Origin of the sequence: Streptomyces virginiae, from assembly GCF_041432505.1 — a bacterium.
Taxonomy (GTDB): Bacteria; Actinomycetota; Actinomycetes; order Streptomycetales; family Streptomycetaceae; genus Streptomyces; species Streptomyces virginiae_A.
This window is the reverse complement of record NZ_CP107871.1, coordinates 605,253-622,575: the sequence shown is the minus strand read 5'-3', so window position 1 is coordinate 622,575 and position 17,323 is coordinate 605,253. Positions and strand designations below refer to the sequence as shown.

Sequence of the window (17,323 nt, the reverse complement as noted above, 5' to 3'; positions counted from 1 at the left end):
ACGTCCCTCATGCAGGAGATCCGCCGAGGAAACGGAATGACATGAAGCTCAGTGCCCAGAACGACTCCGCCGCATTACCGGATGCCGGCCGACGGCCCTCGCACAGCAACCGCCGCCGACTACTCGGGCTCAGCGCAGCAGCCACCGCTCTCTTCGCCACCGCTGCAGTGGCCTGCAGCAACGGGAACGACGACGCACCCGATGCTGCACCCTCCGCGTCCGCTCCAACATCGAACTGGCCAGGCAACGGCGACCCCGCCACCGAAGAGTTCCGCAAACACCTGGCACAAGACGAAGCTGCCAAGGACCTCCTGGCCATCTCCATGCATGTAATTACAGAACAGGCCGGCCCACCTGCCTCCATCCGGATCATCACAAACCTCGACCGCGAACTCCGCGACTCCGACTCACCCGACGTACCAAAGGCCAAAAAGGTGGCCAAAGCGTTCGTCGACTGGCACTCCCGCGAGTACAACGACCACGGGACAGTCAAAATCAGCAACCCTGCCACCGAGACCCTCACCACGCGCAGCTGGTGATGCTGCGGCAATCACCACTCGCCCCGCCGCAGCCGACCCCCTCCGCGTCTCGACTCCTACAGCCCCTGCCCTTCGCCAACCGGTCGGCGATGGGAGTTCATTCGGAAGCCTCGACCACCCGCGGTTCGGGCAATTCTCGTCGCCCGTCGCTCGACCGGCTCCGCCGTGCAGATTCGCCGCCACCGAGTGACTGTCGGTTCCGCCTTGCGTGACCAACGCCGGCCAGGGTTGAGCATCTCGCGGGCATCACGCTTCCGACTCCTGCCGGGCCAGGGTGGTACACGAGCTGCACAGCGTGTGGCCGCGGCGAACCACCTCGGCAAAGTGGGATCTGCTGGTGTCTTCCTGCGGCTCTCCGCAATCGGGAGTGGGTGGCACGCTGAGCTGGGGCGGGATTCGTGCGGGGTGACTACCGGCAGATTCAGACAGCGGTTCTGGGCGGGGCGGCGTCGGAGGATCCGTTGACGCTGCCGCTGGAGGCGATCGAGCTGGACGCCTTCCGCAAGCGGCACGAGCACGACACGTTCTGGTGCGGACTGCTCCTCGGCGGTTGCGGCGTCCAGCTGACGACGAAGCTGTACACCGATCGCGTCTGCCACTTCGCCCACCACCCGGGTGCGGACGCGTCTTCGCACCGGTGCGGCCGGCGTGCCCGCAGGGTGGCGAGCGCGGACCACCTGTACGTGAAGGCCGCGGCCGTCGCCTGGCTCCGCGCGGCCGGCCACCCCGGGGACATGGTCGAATTCGACTTCGCCCGGCCGGACGGAGCAGAGATCGGGTCGGTCCTCGACATCCGGTTCAAGGAGGGCGGGCTGCGCGTGCACCTGGACCAGGCCGTCGCGCCGTCTGGGACCAGGGCGGCCGCGAACCTGTTCTGGGCGTGTCGGTGCCCGTGGACCGGGACACCTTGATCGACCGCTGGTACATCCACCGGATCCGCCTCGACAGCATCGGGACCAGCCGACAGGTCCGCATCGGCACGGAAGCCTTCATGTGCCGGTGACCGCCCTGAGCCTGCCGGCCGGGACGGTGGTTCTGGCCGGCGCGTGGCGCTCGGGCGCCCTGCACCTCCTGCGCCCCGCCCGGCCAACACCGGATCCCGTGCGGTGGCTTGGGGGACTGGGTGTGCCGGCCATGGACCGGGAGCACTGGCTGCGCCTGCTGCAGACAGTCGACGAAGCCGGCGGGCCCGATGCGGTGCGCACCCACCGCCGTCCCCGGTCCGGATTACACGATGGGAGGCGCACCGAATGGCCACCGTCTGGTGTGGGGTGGGCGTTGAGGTCCTGGCCCACCCCGACCACCTCCAGCTGGGGCAGGACATCAGGAGGCCAGGAAGGACCGCAGCGCGTCGACCACCGCCCGCGGATCCTCCAACTGCGGGTAGTGCCCGACGGCGGGCGGTCCTGCGAGTTCCACGACGCAGGCGCGCGGAAGCCTGGTGCGGATCCGAGCCAGCACATGAGCACCACTGATGGGATCGGCCGGCCCCCATACGAAGCGCGTCGGGCCGGGGTAGTCCTCCAGGGAGGCTGTCCAGCGCTCGGCGTGGCGGCGTCGCTCGTCGATGTAGCGCAGCAGCCGTGGCGCGCGCCGGTGGCCGCCCGCCCTTGACGCGGCCGCCCACAACTCCCGTACATCCGCGTCGCTGAGCTCCCGCCCCAGCACACCGCGCAGGGCGGCGCCGAACCGGCGGCGCGTGGTCAGTGGCGCGAGCAGCGGGCCGAGCGGCCCGTGCAGCAGGCGTTGGGTCAGCACCGGGCGGTGCAGGTCGGGGTAGAGCCCGCCGTTGAGCCAGGCCATGCGGGTGACCCGGGACGGATCCCGGGCCAGCAGCTCCTGCGCCACGCTGACACCGTAGTCATGGGCCACCAGGGCGGTGCGTCCGATACCGCACAGCCGCCACACATCCTCGACCAGCGTGGCCTGGTGGAGCACCGAGTACGTGTGCCGGCGTGGTTTGTCGCTCTCCCCGAAGCCGAGGAAGTCCAGGGTGGTGACCCGCAGTCCAGCCGCGGTGAGGGAGGGGACGACGGCCGCCCAATCGTGGGAGGAGGTGGGGAATCCGTGGAGCAGGGTCACCGGCACCCCGTCCGGGGGACCGTCCTGGCGTACGAAGACCCCGTGGCCGCCGACCGTGACGCGGGTGCCGCCCCGGGTCCATTCGTCCAGCGGCGGCAGGACCCGAGCGCTCTTCATTTTCCGATCTCCTCGGTGTGCAGGTGGCCGAGCCCCGAAACCAGCACGCGCAGCCCGAACGTGAACTCCTCAGCGCCGTTGGGGGAGTTGAGCAGGTCGGCGTGGCGGCGAACGACCGGGTGGGTCAGGGGGGACAGGCCGGCGAACAGCTCCGCCATCGCCGCGCGCTGCGGGCCGGTCCGCGCCGCGCCACCGGTGTCGAGCACGGCGGAGCCGATCACGAAGTGGGTGACCGTGAGGTAGACGTGCACGGCCGTACGGGGGGCCCACCCCTGGGCCAGGAGCTGCCCGAGGGCGTGTTCACGTGCCCGCAGGGCGTTGGGGCCGAGCAACTGACCGTTGGTCAGCGCCGGTACGAGGGCCGGGTGGGCGATCAGGACCCGGCGGAACTCCCGAGCCCCCTGCTCCAGACCGGCCCGCCAATCCCCTTCGAGGGAAGGCAGTCTGATCTCGCCCAGCATGTGGTCCACGGTCTCGATCAGAAGCTCCTCCCGGCTCGCCACATGGCGGTACAGGGAGGTGTGGCGGACCTGGAGGTGCTCCCCGAGGCTGCGCATCGTGAGGGCGTCCAGCCCGTCGCGGTCGGCCAGTTCCAGCGCGCCCGCGGTGATCCGGGCGAGGGTCAGCCCGCCCGTGCGGGGGCGGCGCCGGTCGCGCTCGGCGTAGCGTGCCCGCCACCACGAGGCGGAACCGGGTGCTGCGGGACCCGGGGCGACGCCGGCGGGCGGGCGGTGGTCGGAGGCGGTTGCCATGTCGGTGCCCTACTCGAAGAGGTCGGGGTCGGTGCGGACGATCTCGTCCCACAGGGGCTGGAAGGAGAACCAGCCGGCGAGCGGGAAGCCGGTCTGGTCACGGGTGTGTCGGGCGGCCTCGGGATCGATCAGCAGCGGAGTGCCGGCGGCCTGCGCCAGCAACTGTGCCTGGGCGCTGCGCTCCATGGAGATGAACCACCAGGCCGCCTCTTCGACGGACTCGCCGACGGTGAAGATGCCGTGGTTCTGGTGGATGACCGCCTTGTGCGGGCCGAGGCCGGCGGCGAGCTGCCGGCCGGCCTCCTCGTCGACCACCACGGCGCCGGCGCCGTCGCGGTGCACGGTGTGCTGCTCGTAGAGGGCGCAGGCGTCCTGGGTGATCGGATCCAGCAGGCGGCCGAGACTGGAGAAGGCCTTGCCGTGCACGGCGTGCGCGTGGGCGGCGGCGACCACGTCGGGACGGGCCGCGTGGATGGCGGAATGGATCACGAACCCCGCCCGGTTGACCGGGCGCCGGCCGTGGCGTACCTGGCCCTCGTGGTCGACCAGGAGCAGGTCGGAGACCCGGATGTGCCGGAAGGACATCCCGAACGGGTTGACCCAGAACATGTTCGGGTACTCGGGGTCGCGCACCGTGATGTGCCCCGCCACGCCCTCGGAGAATCCGAACCGGCCGAAGATCCGGCAGGCTCCGGCGAGCCGCTGCTTGCGGTGCTCGCGCTCCTGGTCCGGGGCGTCGAACACCGGGGGCAGCGAAAGCTCCAGGTCCTCCTGACGCGGGACGAAGGCGCTGCCGCGGAGGTCGCCCGCCGCACCGGCCGTTGCCGTGCCGCCCGCGGTCATGCGGTCGGCCGTCGGTTCCTCCATGTCGCCCTCTTCCTTTTGTGCGTCCATCGGACGCATATAATGCGTCCGATGGACGCATTACGCAAGGACCCGGGAGAGATGTTCAAGGAGGTCAAGGCAGCCTCGGTCGTCATGGGCTCGAGCAGCACGAAGGCAGCAGTCGCGGGAGCCGCGGCCGTCAGGCGCAGGTGATCCCCGTCGTGGCGGCAGTCCGGCCGCGGGTTCCGCTGCACAGAACCGGCGACCCGTGGCCGCGCGCACGAGTCCGTGCAGGCCGTTGTGTCGGTTACCCGTTCGGTGCCGCGCACCTCGAACAGGCCGAGGGCCCCGCTCGGTTCCAGGCGACGGAAGAGCTGGTGGGGCAGTGGTCCCTCGAGTACGAGGGGGCGGGTGCGGTGCAGGCGGATCATGAGGTTGAGGAAGGCGGAGCCGGCGAACGTCACCCGGGCGACATCGAGCACCAGGAGCTCGGCCGCGCCCGCTTCCCGTTCGCAGACATCGGCCGGTACGGGCACGGTGTCCCTGTCGAACTCGCCCGAGCAGGCGGCCACGCGCACGCCGTCCGCCTGGGAGCCGCCGGTCACCTTCGGCGACTCCGCAACCGGTCGCCTCGGCCCCGCGCCCGCGACGCCCCGCCCCTGTGATCGTAAGACGTGGGGGCGTAAGGACACCGCACCTGCACAGCACGCTACCTGCACCGTCAGGACACAGGAGGCTCGCCGGTGTCCGGCCCGGCCGAGGGCGCCGCCGGTTCAACAGTCCGTCGCATGGATGATCACAAGGACGAGTTCCTGCTGTGCGTGCGTGCCGCGTTGGCCGGGGCCGGTTTCGAGCCCTCCGGGCCCGGCGGGGACGGTGTGCATCTGATCCGCCATACCCGGGGGTGATGGTCGGATGGCGGCCGGTGGAGATCAGCCATGAACCCGGCACCATCCCCCTGGACCTAGACGATCCCGTTCCCTGTGTATCGAGTCGGTCGTCGAGGGGCCACGGTCAGAACTTCCGGTCCTGGCGGCCGCCGGCCCGGGCCGGTACGAGCTGGAGGGCAAGGCCCGTGGGCGCCGACGGGCCCCGGGCGCTTCCCTCCTCGAATCCGCCGAGGCCTGCCTGATCACCCTTCGCCCGGTTCCCGAGAAGACAGCTCCCGCGTCCGCCGGGTTGTGTCCCGCTCCTGCGATGAAGGGGCGGGACACCGCCCACCATTCGCCGTCACGGTCCGCTGGGCCGCTCGTCCGGGCCTCGGGCTCGCTCAAGCACCCGCGGATAGGGCCTGCTTCAGGTGACTCGGGGGCGCCGTGAGAGGTGTTGGTGGCCGTTGCCGTTCCGGACTTGATCGGTCATGGGCCTATGGGAAGTGCGCGAGACGGCCGCGCAAGTTCGGGTCGAAGAGTTCCGTGAGGAGGCGCGGCGGGTGCCGGCCGAGCTTGCGGAGGTGGAGGCGGTGCTGGAGCCGGAGGCCGACTCACCGCCGAAGTCGGCGACGGCCCCCGGCGGCGGGGTCGGTGGTGCCGCACCGGCGGGTGGACCTGACGTGGGAGGTGCTCGCGCCGGACTACCAGCGGCTGGTGGGCGTGCTGGAGGCGGAGGCGGGCGGGTCCGGTCTGCGGGCGCGGGAGTTGGCCGTGCAGCTGGGCCTGGAAGCGGCGCGGGCGAAGGCCGAGGGATTGCGGTCGAAGGGGAAGCGTCTGGTGGAGCGGGGCCGGCCGGCCGATGAGCGGCCCGGCGTGTTCACGCCGAGGCGGGCCGCCGGGTGACGATTCGGCTCCGGTGGCGGGCGAGGCGGTGTCCCGTGAGCATGGTCATCGACCACAGGACGACGGCTTCGCCGCTTTCGGGCCGAGTCTCGTAGTCCCGGGCAAGGCGCCGCGAGCGCATCAGCCGGCTCAGCGTCCTCTCCACCACCCACCTGCGTGGAAGCACCACGAACCCGCTCATGTCGTCGGTGCGATTGACGATCTGAAGGGTGAGCCGCCCTGGACGTCCCCGTGCCCCATACATCCTTTCGAACGACCGTCTCCGATGGTGCGACGCGAAGGGAGAAGGCCGGATTCCGGGGTTACGTGGACGTCCGGGTCCGTCAGACGAGGTGGATCGTGAAGCGCCTCTTGACCGGCGGGGTTGTCCGAATCGTGTCGGAGTGGACCCAGCCGCGAGCCTTCTTGTACTCCCCGGTGCCGCCGGTGATCGCGTTGTCGAAGGGACCCTGGTCAAGGTAGTTGAAGTACATTCCCTGCACGGTGATCTGGCCGCCCGGGAGGGTGTAGGTCACGAGGCACTGCTCCGCTTCCTCGTCGCCTGGTTGGATGATGCCCCGGGTGGTGGTGCAGGTGCCGTGGGTCTCGCCGACCGTGTTGCCCGCCTCGTCGGTGAGGACCGAGCGGACGACGACTTGATCGCCCTGCGAGACACTGCCGGTGGTGACGGGGAAGCGGGTCAGCTGCTGCACCTCGCCCAGGACTGTGATGATCCGGGCCTTGTCCCTGGCCTGGGCGGAACCGGTGTCCGTCGCGGCGGCCGCGACGGGGGTGCAGGCGAGGAGGGTGACCAGCGTGGCCGTGCCGAGGCAGGCCGCTCCGATGGGGCGCATCTGCGACTCCTGAGATTGATGGTCGGGAATGATCGGATGGCGAACTTCCATCCGATTCCGTTCGATATCCTTCATAGCCTCGACTCCGCAGCGCGGCGGAGCACCCCAGCACGAACCACCGGCACATCCAGCCGGTCGGACCAAAGTCAGGCGGCGGAGCTCGGCACGAAGGCGAACGGCAGCGCCAGGCGATGCCGGGCCATGAGCTTCTCTCTCCGTTCGACACCCGTCGGGACAGGCGATTCGTGCCGTCCTGGTCGATGGCGACGCAGTGGTGGTGGGTCTTGCCGCTGTCGATTCCGGCCCAGATCCGGTTCATCGTGCTCCAGACGATCGTGCGTGCAGGTCCTGCCGCAAACGACCTCGCCGGCATGGCCTTACGCAGCGATCTTTGTCGAGCGGCGGGGACTGCCGCCCCCGCGGATCCGCTCGAAGGTGCGGGCCTGGGCCCGTGTTCGGCGCCCTGGCGGCGTTGGGTGGGGCATGGAGATGGTGGAGCGGTTGCCCTTCGGGATGCGGGCCCCGGTGGCTTGTTCTTGATGGCGGGCGGCTGGACCGGGCATTGGCCCGGGGTCGGGGATCACGTCCGTGAGACGCACCCCGGCGCGGATATTGCCGAGGCGCTCCGGCTGGCGCCCCACGTCGCCTTCCCGCCGGTGGACTGTGCAGACGTCGCCGAGCCGGTCGCGCGGTACAACGCCCGGACGTTTGGGGCGTAGACGGCCGAGCGGCCGCAGTAGGGTCAGGAGTTTTCCGGACGGTTTCGGTCCGGGCGGGGTGTCCCGCCCCTGCGCGGATGCCGAGTGTGGGGGAGGGGTCACCACCCCGGGGGCGGCGGCTCGCCCCACCGTCGATACCGTCACTGAAAGTGTTCATCTGTTACGGAGAGTTCGCGAAGGGGTAGATGTGAGGTTCCCAACCCCCTGGAGGAACGCGATGTCTGATTCTGCCCGGCAGCCTGTGCGGCCCGAGGTCACCCTGTTCAGCGGTAGCGGTCACACGGGTGACAGCTGTGTCCTGCCGATGGACGGGTCCACCTACTCCCTGAAGGCGACCGGTCTGAAAAGGATCGCCTCAGTGAGGGTCGACTGGCCTGACCGCGGCATGGCGAAGCCGGTCGTCCGCCTGTACTCCGAGGTCCCCACCCAGCATCAGGACTTCGCGGCCGGCCAGGGGTCCGCCTTCCAGGACTTCACCGCCGACACCGTTGACACCGGCAAGTGGGCCGGCGCGAAGTGCGTCAAGGGCTACGCCGACGACGGGAGGGAGAGGGCGCGCACCAGCTTCTCCGGTCACGGGGGCGAGCGGACCGTCCTGGACACCCTCGCCGACTCCAACGCCATGCCCGACTTCAGCCGGCCGAGTGCGGGCCGCGGCCTGCTCGGCTGACCCCTGCGAACAAGGCGACGCCCCAGGCCGCGAGGGGGCCGTGCACCGCACTCGCGAGGTGTTCCTACCGTGGCCGATTCCGTCGGCACCGGCTCCGACGACCTCGCATGTTCGCCCGTCAACTGGTTGGGCCTGATCCCAGTACAGCGGGTCCGGGGCGGCATCATCGGGCGGTCTCCTGCTCCGGGGTGGTGGTGCTGGGGACCGGCGGGCGTCTTGAAGACGTGCGGCAGGTGGACGTACAAGGTGCTCGACCAGGACCTCGCGTCTGCGGTCGCGGAGTGCTCGGGCCAGGAGTTCGGAAAGGCCGCCGGCGATTTTCCGGACTAAGAATGATCAAGAAGGGGTTCCTTCAGGCCGGCGCTCCACGCGGGTGATCCCGCCCCGCCCAGGCGCGCATGCGGTCCGCGAAGCAGCCTCTCAGGCCATTGCATACGCGCCGTACGGAGATGGCCCCCGCCTCGCCGGCGGCAGCAGGGAGGCCGGGGTGATGCCTGGGCGGGTCGTCAGACCGTCCAGGGACCGAGGGGCCAGCTGTCACCCCAGAAGGTATCGGTGTGCGCTGACAAGGTAAGCGCCGTGGCCGAACGCCCTGCTCACCTCCTCGAGGCGAGCGTAGGTACCAGGAGATAGCGGGCAGTCGTAGCGGGCGAAGGTGTGCAGAAGGAACCGGAATGCCAGCTCGGGACAGACGACCGCAAGGCAGTGCTCAACGGCTTCACGTGAGATGACGACCGACTCGCCAGGCCTTTCGAGGCGCGTTCGCTTCAGTGCCGTGCCGAGTTGGAGGACCTCGGAAGTCAAGGCTTGATGAGCCATTGCCGCAGACCCGGTCCCGTCAGGCATGCACGCAGACGGTTCCGCCCACGCGGAGTCGTGCACACCCCGAGAGCGGGCCAGTTGGGTGACTGCAGGCAGGAGTTGCTTCAGCCAGGCTCCTTCGCCTCCGCCGAACGTCGGCGAGCCCCCCAATGGGTCTCCGGGGGCCTGCCACAGCACATCCAGTTCCGCGGTGCTCAGCGCCGATCGGTCCAATCTCACCAGGTCCTCCAGGAGTAGGGCGAGGCTGGTGTGATCGGCTTGGGTGCCCAGATAGTTCAGGGCGTGCTCGACCGGCCCGGAAGCGTCCAGCGGCCAGTCGTTATGATAGGAACCACAGATTCCGGTCACTCCAAAGTCGAACGCCAACCACTCGTGCTGGGACTCCGGATCGTGCATGACATACCTCCTTAGACGGGGCAGGGCTGATTCATAGTTCTGGCGGCTCCAAGAACCAGCAGGTCACGGGGGGTGTGACGAATCTTCACCATGGCAGCCCCGCACGCAACGAAGCTCCGATGATCAAGGGGACCTACCAAGTCGCCCGACCACCGGAGCTTCGATGTGCCGCCAGTCTGCCACCGTCTGCCTCATCAAGCCGCCCTTCAGCAACGTGAACTGTCGGACAGCGCTGTTCGGTTGAGTGCCCTGCCCGATCCGCGTCACCGGCGCGGTATGCGACATACTTTCGCCTCGGTGCTGCTGACCGCTGCCTGCGCGGTCCTGGCCGGCGCCCGCTCCTATCTGGCCATCGGGCAGTGGGCCCGCCACGCACCCCAAGACACCCTCGCCCGCCTAGGGTTTCATGCGCGCGGGCCACTCGGCGTGCGCCGGCCGGCCTCGCCCTCCACCCTGCGCCGGGTGCTGGTCCTGGTGTGCCCCGGCGGGCTCGCCGACCTGCTCGGCCACGACCCGGCCAGCACGCCGACGATCGCGGTGGACGGCAAGAGCGCCCGCGGCTCGCGCACCGCTGCCACGCCCGCCACCCACCTGCTGTCCGCTGTCACGGCCGCCAGCCGTGTCGTCAGCCAACTGCGGGTGCCGGACAAAACCAACGAGATCTCCGCGTTCACCGCCCTGCTGGCCCCGTTCGACCTGGCCGGCACCGTGGTGACCGCCGACGCCCTACACACCCAGCGCGAGCACGCGAAGTGGCTGGTGGAGGTGAAGAAGGCGCACTACCTGCTGGTGGTCAAGGGCAACCAGCCGAAACTGCACGCGGCGATCAAGGCCCTCCCGTGGAAGGACGTGACCGCCCGCCGCTACGACCGCGAGCGCGGGCACGGGCGGCGCGAGACCCGCTCGGTGCGCACGCTCACCGTCACCGGCCTCGGCCTGGACTTCCCGCACGTGGTCCAGGCGGTGAAGATCCTTCGGCATCGCACCGACCTGAAGACCGGCAAGGTCACCCGGCAGACCGTCTACGCGATCAGGCCAGGTCGCAGTGGGGTATCGAGGCGGTGCACCACGTGAGGGACACGACGTTCACCGAGGACGCCTCCAAGATCCGGACCGGGCCCGGGCCGGAGAACATGGCCACACTGCGGAACCTCGCGATCAACACCCTTCGGGGCGCTGGTTGTCGCAGCATCGCCGCAGGACTGCGGGAGGTCTTCTACACGCCGTTCACCCGGCCGCTCGACCTGCTGGGACTGTCCTGACCCGCAACGCGACCTGCCCAATCAAGACTTTGAATCAGCCCTTCTCCGTAGTAGGCCTTGCATTCCATCTTCATCTGGCGGAATCCGTAGAACCGGCTGGTGGGGACGTCGCACGTGATGGCTTTGTGCATGTTGTTGTTCTCGATGCTGTCGGGGCATCCCACGACGGTCACGTTGTGATCGTACGAGGTGGTGGGCGTGAAAGTCACTGCCCCTGTGACGTTCTCGATCTGGCCTCTGGCGTTCGGTGCGACCACGGCGAAGGCGAAGTCCAGGTCGGACAGCGGACCCCTGGTGGCCTTTCCCTCTTCGGGATACCGGGGGTCCTTGTAGACCTCGTCGATAGGGAAGACCCCGGACGGCTGTGTGCCGGCGGGCAGGCCGTAGCGGTACTGAGGTACGAAGATGCGGTGGGTCGCGTCCTTGAGGCTGTTCGCGCAGTGGCCCGCGGTGAGCACCAGGCTCTTGCTCTTGCTGCGTACGACGCTGCCCGAGCACTACGTGCTCTTGCCGTTCAGGGCCTGGCCGTCGAAGAAGAACGTTCCGACCATGGGCAGACCGTCGAAGTGTCGCGCCGTGGGAGTGCCTGCGGGGGCGCCGGCCGAGTCTCAGGCCGAGGGGGTCCGTCAGTTCGACGAGGGGGCAGGCTATGCAGCGGTTTGAAAGATCGTCAACGGGGATGAAAAGGGTTCAAATGAGTGTGAATTGGATGCGGGTCGGTGTGGCCACCTATCTGGCGGTGCTGCTGTCCGGGGTGTCAGGCGGCGCCTTAGCGGTGCCCACCGCGAATCCGCCCCGGCCCATGCCCAGTGGTGCGGAGATGCCCGTGACGCTGGGGGAGCGCATCAGCATTTCGACCGAGGCAGGGGTCTCCGGGGACGCCAGGAACGGTGTCCGGGTGGTCTCCCCCGCCTTCGTGGCGGACGGCACCCTGCGCATGGACGACCGGCTCCTCACGGCAGTCGTGACGGTCTCCTGTACGGCCGCTCCCGGTTCCTACGAGGTGCGGTTCGGCTCGCCCGTCGGCGACGAGAACGTATCCAAGATCGACCGGCTGTGGGGGAGTGTCCGGGTGGCGCCGGCTGAAGCGGTCGAACGGGAGGCGTGCGAACGGCGGGTGGCGCAACTGCCGCCGGTGTCCCGGGAAGAGCACTGGCCCGAGGACTCGGGATGGCCGGCGACACCCTGGGACGTGCGTCCCGTGCGGGCCGGGGAACGGATGACGGCCTCGGACGGCTTCGCGCTGGCAAGCGACGGGGAAGTCACCTTGTCATCCCCCGCCTTCACACGGTCAGTGGTGATGCGCGGCGCGAAACTGGTATCGGCCGTCGTACAGATCCGCTGCGACGCACAGCCCGGGCTCTACGAAGTGCGCTGGAACGAGCACGGCAAGTCGGCGAAGATCTGGGCCCGCTACAGGGTGGTCGACACGGCCGCACCAGGCTGCCAGGACCCGGTGGTCACACCCCAGGCGAGCGCGGTCCGGCGGTCGGCTCCCTGGCTGCTCGGCGGCGCCGCAGCTCTGACCGCAGCAGGCGCCGCCGGCTACGCCGTCCTCCGGCGCCGTAAGGCTTCCCACTGACGCCGACGGTGTTGTTCCGCCGGTGAGGGATCCACTCAAACCCATCGCGATGCGGTGTGGCTCAGCGGAAGCATTGCGGCCGCTGGACCGGAGTGCGGCATTTCGGTTTCTATTATGGCCGAAAAAGTCTGAGCCATGTCTCGAACACTCCACAGTATTTAGTGAATCGGTCAACTAAGCGAGACTGTCGGATGCTGGTCGAAAGAATGCAATTCGCAATATGCCGTGGGGGAGGTACGTTCCACGTGCATCAGAGCGGCGATGTGTGCGCTGAACATGCAGTAGGTGGCAGGAGCTGCTCGGAAATCAGCTCTCAGCGCAGTCGGGTGACGCCGATGCATTCGAAGAGAACCGCTGGTGACAGGCATCTTTTCAAGCGGACGGAGAAACCCCCGAAGCGGCCGCCCACGTCCGGACCGGGCTGGCCCCCGTCCTGGATCTGCCCGAGGCCCTCGCACCGGTCTGCTGACCGTGTGCGTCCAGGTCCTTCAGGCCCAGGACCGCGTCGACTTTTATGCCGAGCTTGTCGTGCCGTCCGCGAGTACCTGGACCGCCTGAGCCGCGCCCGGAGGGGTTGACGATCGGCGCTGCTGGCCATTCCGGTCCCCTCTGGGGGCCTATCGGGCGCTCTGGCTGCGGGATCGGATCGGCGATGGCTCCGAGACCGTATGGACCGGCCATCATCAGCGCGTTGACCAGCAGGATGCCCATGAGCGCGAAACCGCGCAGGGCGTCGACCTCCGGTATTCGCGCCGGCCCGTCTCCTCGTGTGTGCGCGGCTGTCAAGGACACTGTTTCCCCCAGGTGGTCGTGGGTGTGGGGGCTCTTGCCCCTGCCGTACATGTGGGCGAGTGATCCTCGGGCTGAACTTGGCAGAGCTGACGGAGGAGCGCCGCACCTTGGTCCGGCGACGGTAGCCCAGTTGAAACGCCGAGAGCTGAGGGGCACGGGTGGACCGCGGCACCGACAACACCTTCGTGGTCGTCCAGCCCGATGAGGACAACCCCGTCTGGCTCACCTCCGTGACCGCCCTGGGGAAAGACGGCTACGAGATCGTCCGCCGTGACACCACCCGCAACGAATACGAGGTCACCACGGCGACCAGCATCAACGACATCGCCCGCGACCTCACCATCTGGTTGGCCGCCCGCGACTTCCCCGGACGGCCAACCAGGCGGGACAGCAAGTTCTAAAACACGCGCTAGCCGTCGATTCCTGGATCAGAGCGCATCGCCAGTTTCAGCGATCCGAGGTGGAGCCAGACCTCTTGGTGGAGTTCATCTTCCAGGGAGCCGAGTTCTTCCCCGTACGTGGAGGGTTCCGCACCGTACCGCTTGAGGTTGCTGTACGCAGCGTTCATATGGCTCTTGGCTGTGCTCGATGCCCGCAGCACCGTACCCGGAACGATCATCTGAGACTCCGCGTAGATGTCCCGGTAGGTCAGCCTGGCCGTCTCCAAGTTCTCGCGCGCCGTGGCGACGTCCTCGCCGCATCGAAGTGCGAGGGCATAGCGGGTCATCGCAGTCAGGTACTGGCGCGAAGAGGTGTTCAGCGCGACGTAGCAGGCGCGGCGTCGTTCGAGGTTCTCCCTCTGCCATTGCCTGGTCTGCTCTGCGCGGAGCAGTTCCTCGGCATGACCACGCTCTTCACGCTGTTGTTCAGCGACGGCCTGCAGCTCCATCCGCTTTGTTCGGTCCGCACGGTTCTGCGTCAGCAGTGCGGCCCCAACGTGCCCGCAACACCGACCACGGCAATCAGCAGTCCAGCCCAACCAGTTCCCACGACGCCCCTTCGTGAACTCGGAAGACTGCCCCCTACGGCATGCTTCTCCCTGCGGGGAGAGAGGGCCCCGACCATACTGACCGCCCCGCGTCCGCCCCTGTCTCCGGCGGCGACCGCTCCGGCAGCGACCGCCGCTCCCGCACCAGCGGCCGGCGCCCGGGTACCGGCCGCTGATCCGTGGGCCGCCCCCGCGCCTGCGAGTACGGATGCGAAGCCGGCCTGGGGCCCCGGAGCGGCGGTGCATCAGATTGCGGACGTGGGTGTGTGGGTCGGAAGATCCCGCGTCGCTGTCGGGCGTCGGGGGCGGTCGTTACCCGGCAATCCCGTGGCCCGCGCGGATGGCGCGGTTCAGGGGCACGCTGGTGAGGAAGCGCCGTCGAGCAGTGTCATCGTGGAGATGGCCCGCCTTTTCGCCGACCACTGCTCGCGCTCGCTCCAGCAGTTCACGGGCCTCCTGCCGGGCACCGTTCGTGGCGAGCACCACGGCGGAGTGATAGAGCACCTCCTCGGTGCGAAGAGCGGGCATGTCCCCGACACCGTCGAGGAGACGCAGCGCCTCGCGGGCCGCGGATGCCGCTCTGGCGGTGTCTCCCCACCGCAGGAGGGCGCGGCTCTGCAGGGAGTGGGCGGCGATCTGGCTCCTGACCATGCCGCTGTGCCGTGTCTCGTCCACCGTTGTCCCGGCGAGGGCGTACGCCTGCCCCAGGCCGTCTGGATGCTCGTCAGCGCCGTGCAGCAGGATCTCCGCGTAGAGGTTGCGGACGATGGGGACCAGGTTGGCCAGCCAGGTTCGCTCGGTCTCCGCCCATGCGGACACGACCAGGGCGAGACTCTCCCTCCGGCGGTCGCCACCCTGCTGGGCGAGTATGTACGAGAGGAGGGCCGTGTTGTAGGCGTGCCACCCGCTGTCGCCGCCACGGTCCTCCTCGAAGGCGAGCGCCTCGCGCAGTGCATCCTCCGCCTCCTGGTAGGCGCCGATGCTCGCGAGGACCTGGGCGAGGTAGTTGAGGGCGATGGGGAGTTCGGCCTTGAGGGGCTCGCTTCGCAGCCGGCCGACACAGCGCTGGAGTCGGGAGAGCGCCACACCGAGACGGCCGCTGTCGAAGAGGGAGATGCCCAGCTGCATCTCCCCGAGATTGCGGGCGTGCTGCAGTACTGGGTCTGTGTCGGGGAGTCGGGCGTCGGCGGCGCTCAATGCTTCCGCTTCGCTGAGTTGTGCCAGGCCTTCGGCGAGGTTGAGCTTCGAGACTTGCCGCCCGTACTCGACCCTTGCCACGAACAGGGCGACCGGGTCGTCGTGCCTTTCGGCCAGTTCGACGGCTTCACGGAGTTTGTCGAGCGACGGCACGAGTCCTCGGGTAGCCATGAGCGTTTTGCCGCGCAGCAGCCGGGTGCGGATCAACAGCTCGGGCGCACGGCAGCGGGCTGCCGCGCTCTCGGCCTCGGCGGCCAGTGCGTCGATGTCAGTTCCGTCAGTCTCCCGGTTCTGTCCCCGCCACCTCACCTCCGTCAGTGCCAGCAACAGTTCAATTGCCCGGATCAGCTTGCGATCCCGTGTCTCCTCTCCCTGGGGCAGCTCACGGGCGGCGGCGATGGCCACCTTGCAGTGCTGCTCCGCCTCGGCGAAGGAAAGCCCCTCCGTCGCGGCGTCGCGTGCAAGTGTGTAGTGCGCGTCAGCCGAGTCCGCGAGACACGCGGGGCCCCCCGAGCGCAGATGATGGGCGATCTCCAGGCGGCGTTCGAGAGGCATCGGCTGGGTGCCCTCGGTGGTAAGGGCGGCGGCGATGCGGACGTGGCGTGAGCGGATCTGCTCGGGACTCTGTTGTGCCTGGATCACCCCCCAAAGGGCACGGTGCTCGAAGCGATAGCAGTCGGAGGACGCCATCCGGGCCCACGCCGGGGGCTCGTCGGCAACGATCAGTCGGTGGTTGCGGGCGATGAGCCGCAGACGTTCCATGATTTCGTCGTGAGGCGAGCCCTTAACGGAGGCGATCGTGCTCGACAGGAACGTCGATCCCTGCGTCGCCCCAACGGCGAGAAGCTCGCGGTCCTGGGGCGAAAGCATTCTGAGGCGGCGTTCCACGATCCGCGAGAGGCTGGCCGGCAGGGAGATTCGCGCCCCCTGGGAGGGAGTCCACTCGTCGAGGCACAGGGAGACGAAAATCGTGTGCCCGAGTGTGACTTGGCTGAGCTGCTGACTCAGGGCCGCAGGCGCCTGCGGACACCGCAGGCGGACCAATTCCGCCACAGCGTGCTCGGGCAGACCGCCCAGTGTCCTGCGCCGAACAAGTCCCTCCACTGACCAGCGGTGGAGCTGTTCCTCGACTGTCTCACCCGGGCCCTCCGCGTAGGCTCCGTCGATGGTGTGGGTCAGGACGACGGCCAGAGGCTCGTCGGGGATCCTGCGCACGAGCTGGTCCAGGACGAGCAGGGTGCTGGGGTCGCTGTGCTGGATGTCGTCGATGAGCAGCACGGTGGGACTACCCTGTCGCACCAACTCGAGAAGCGCCTCGACGATCCGGGCAGCGGCAGCCTGCTGGAACGGTAGGAGACTGTCGAATGGCATGGACCCGGAGGTGAGCGAGGCCTCCGTGACCTCACGGCCCAGGCTGAAGATCGCGCCGAGCCCTGGCACCATCGCCGAGAGCACCTCCGGGGCGGAGCGTGCCACGCCCTGGCCCGTGAAACTCAGCATGCGACGCAGGACACCGGGCTGCTTCACATCCTCGCCCAGTTTCAGGAGGAGGTCGACGACCGGCCCGTACGCGATCCCGGGACCGATGCCAGGATGGCAGCGGGTCGTCACCACCCGGTGTTCCCAGCGAGACGAGGCGTCGACGGACCCCCGGGTAAAGGCCTGGAGAAGTGCCGTCTTCCCCATACCCGAAACGCTGTCCAGCACGACCGTGCGCCCGCCCCGCCCCTCGACGAGGTCGGTGACGAGTAAGTTCAACTCAGCCATTTCCTCGACACGATCGACGAAATCGACCGACACCTGGATTCCCCCCCCGCATCCACGTCGTCACGGAACTCTCCTTCCGTGTTGTGAAGTTGTCCTTCCACCGTAGATCAGACAGGGCACGGGCGTCCTGGCAAACGGTGCGCGGGGCATAGCTCAGGGCGTAATACCAGCGACGCATCCAGGGCCCCTGCCCGACCGAATAGTG

16 protein-coding genes and 2 pseudogenes are annotated in these 17,323 nt (G+C 68.7%); 9 read left to right on the top strand and 9 right to left on the bottom strand.

Annotation, left to right across the window (positions count from 1 at the left end):
• Window positions 1-41 precede the first annotated feature (41 nt).
• Both OG624_RS02880 and OG624_RS02875 read left to right on the top strand, forming a co-directional pair.
• Window positions 42-539, top strand: a complete 498-nt coding sequence (locus OG624_RS02880; protein ID WP_158711844.1) for a hypothetical protein — start codon at window positions 42-44, stop codon at window positions 537-539.
• 461 nt (window positions 540-1,000) lie between these two features.
• Window positions 1,001-1,450 carry a hypothetical protein gene (locus OG624_RS02875; RefSeq protein ID WP_371639009.1) on the top strand — a complete coding sequence of 150 codons (450 nt, stop codon included), beginning with the start codon at window positions 1,001-1,003 and terminating at the stop codon, window positions 1,448-1,450.
• 412 nt (window positions 1,451-1,862) lie between these two features.
• On the opposite strand, the gene OG624_RS02870 is transcribed toward OG624_RS02875, so the two are convergent.
• The 3 genes from OG624_RS02870 to OG624_RS02860 are packed head-to-tail and all read right to left on the bottom strand — an operon-like array spanning window position 1,863 to window position 4,357.
• On the bottom strand, window positions 1,863-2,738 hold the full coding sequence (locus tag OG624_RS02870) for an alpha/beta fold hydrolase (protein ID WP_033221116.1): 876 nt from the start codon (window positions 2,736-2,738) through the stop codon (window positions 1,863-1,865).
• Window positions 2,735-3,490 (bottom strand): TetR/AcrR family transcriptional regulator C-terminal domain-containing protein, encoded by a 756-nt coding sequence (locus OG624_RS02865; protein ID WP_371639008.1) that lies wholly within the window; start codon window positions 3,488-3,490, stop codon window positions 2,735-2,737. Before OG624_RS02865 ends, OG624_RS02870 begins: the two co-directional genes overlap by 4 nt.
• A 9-nt stretch (window positions 3,491-3,499) precedes the next feature.
• Window positions 3,500-4,357, bottom strand: coding sequence for a class II aldolase/adducin family protein (locus OG624_RS02860; RefSeq protein ID WP_371639007.1), 858 nt, complete (start codon window positions 4,355-4,357; stop codon window positions 3,500-3,502).
• Window positions 4,358-4,405: 48 nt separating this feature from the next.
• Between OG624_RS02860 and OG624_RS02855 the strand changes: the two genes are divergently transcribed.
• Together OG624_RS02855 and OG624_RS02850 are read left to right on the top strand one after the other, a co-directional pair.
• On the top strand, window positions 4,406-4,528 hold the full coding sequence (locus OG624_RS02855; RefSeq protein WP_371639006.1) for a hypothetical protein: 123 nt from the start codon (window positions 4,406-4,408) through the stop codon (window positions 4,526-4,528).
• Window positions 4,529-5,856: 1,328 nt separating this feature from the next.
• Window positions 5,857-6,090, top strand: coding sequence for a hypothetical protein (locus OG624_RS02850; RefSeq protein ID WP_158711843.1), 234 nt, complete (start codon window positions 5,857-5,859; stop codon window positions 6,088-6,090).
• A 323-nt stretch (window positions 6,091-6,413) separates the two neighbouring features.
• On the opposite strand, the gene OG624_RS02845 is transcribed toward OG624_RS02850, so the two are convergent.
• The gene (locus OG624_RS02845; RefSeq protein ID WP_106971410.1) at window positions 6,414-6,923 is read right to left on the bottom strand and encodes an allene oxide cyclase barrel-like domain-containing protein; all 510 of its coding nucleotides are present in this window, start codon (window positions 6,921-6,923) and stop codon (window positions 6,414-6,416) included.
• Between the two features lie 211 nt (window positions 6,924-7,134).
• Window positions 7,135-7,242 (bottom strand): annotated as a pseudogene (locus OG624_RS02840) (IS110 family transposase); the annotation flags it as partial.
• A 617-nt stretch (window positions 7,243-7,859) separates the two neighbouring features.
• On the opposite strand from OG624_RS02840, the gene OG624_RS02835 reads away from it, so the two are divergent.
• Window positions 7,860-8,312 (top strand): hypothetical protein, encoded by a 453-nt coding sequence (locus OG624_RS02835; RefSeq protein WP_371639005.1) that lies wholly within the window; start codon window positions 7,860-7,862, stop codon window positions 8,310-8,312.
• A 537-nt stretch (window positions 8,313-8,849) separates the two neighbouring features.
• On the opposite strand, the gene OG624_RS02830 is transcribed toward OG624_RS02835, so the two are convergent.
• Window positions 8,850-9,530, bottom strand: coding sequence for a hypothetical protein (locus OG624_RS02830; protein WP_371639004.1), 681 nt, complete (start codon window positions 9,528-9,530; stop codon window positions 8,850-8,852).
• 165 nt (window positions 9,531-9,695) lie between these two features.
• Here OG624_RS02830 and OG624_RS02825 point away from each other — a divergent pair, with 165 nt between their 5' ends.
• Both OG624_RS02825 and OG624_RS02820 read left to right on the top strand, forming a co-directional pair.
• Complete coding sequence (locus tag OG624_RS02825; protein WP_432758367.1) at window positions 9,696-10,604, top strand: ISAs1 family transposase; 909 nt, start codon at window positions 9,696-9,698, stop codon at window positions 10,602-10,604.
• Window positions 10,601-10,792 (top strand): hypothetical protein, encoded by a 192-nt coding sequence (locus OG624_RS02820; RefSeq protein WP_244290812.1) that lies wholly within the window; start codon window positions 10,601-10,603, stop codon window positions 10,790-10,792. Before OG624_RS02825 ends, OG624_RS02820 begins: the two co-directional genes overlap by 4 nt.
• On the opposite strand, the gene OG624_RS02815 is transcribed toward OG624_RS02820, so the two are convergent.
• Complete coding sequence (locus OG624_RS02815) at window positions 10,747-11,250, bottom strand: hypothetical protein (RefSeq protein WP_371639003.1); 504 nt, start codon at window positions 11,248-11,250, stop codon at window positions 10,747-10,749. The two genes, OG624_RS02820 and OG624_RS02815, sit on opposite strands and share 46 nt — an antisense overlap.
• Window positions 11,251-11,486: 236 nt before the next feature.
• Here OG624_RS02815 and OG624_RS02810 point away from each other — a divergent pair, with 236 nt between their 5' ends.
• On the top strand, window positions 11,487-12,374 hold the full coding sequence (locus OG624_RS02810; RefSeq protein WP_371639002.1) for a hypothetical protein: 888 nt from the start codon (window positions 11,487-11,489) through the stop codon (window positions 12,372-12,374).
• Between the two features lie 962 nt (window positions 12,375-13,336).
• Window positions 13,337-13,567: pseudogene (locus OG624_RS02805) on the top strand (hypothetical protein); the annotation flags it as partial.
• A gap of 8 nt (window positions 13,568-13,575) precedes the next feature.
• On the opposite strand, the gene OG624_RS02800 reads toward OG624_RS02805, so the two are convergent.
• Complete coding sequence (locus tag OG624_RS02800) at window positions 13,576-14,055, bottom strand: hypothetical protein (RefSeq protein WP_244290973.1); 480 nt, start codon at window positions 14,053-14,055, stop codon at window positions 13,576-13,578.
• Window positions 14,056-14,466: 411 nt separating this feature from the next.
• Window positions 14,467-17,151, bottom strand: coding sequence for an AAA family ATPase (locus OG624_RS02795; protein ID WP_371639001.1), 2,685 nt, complete (start codon window positions 17,149-17,151; stop codon window positions 14,467-14,469).
• Window positions 17,152-17,323: the final 172 nt, after the last annotated feature.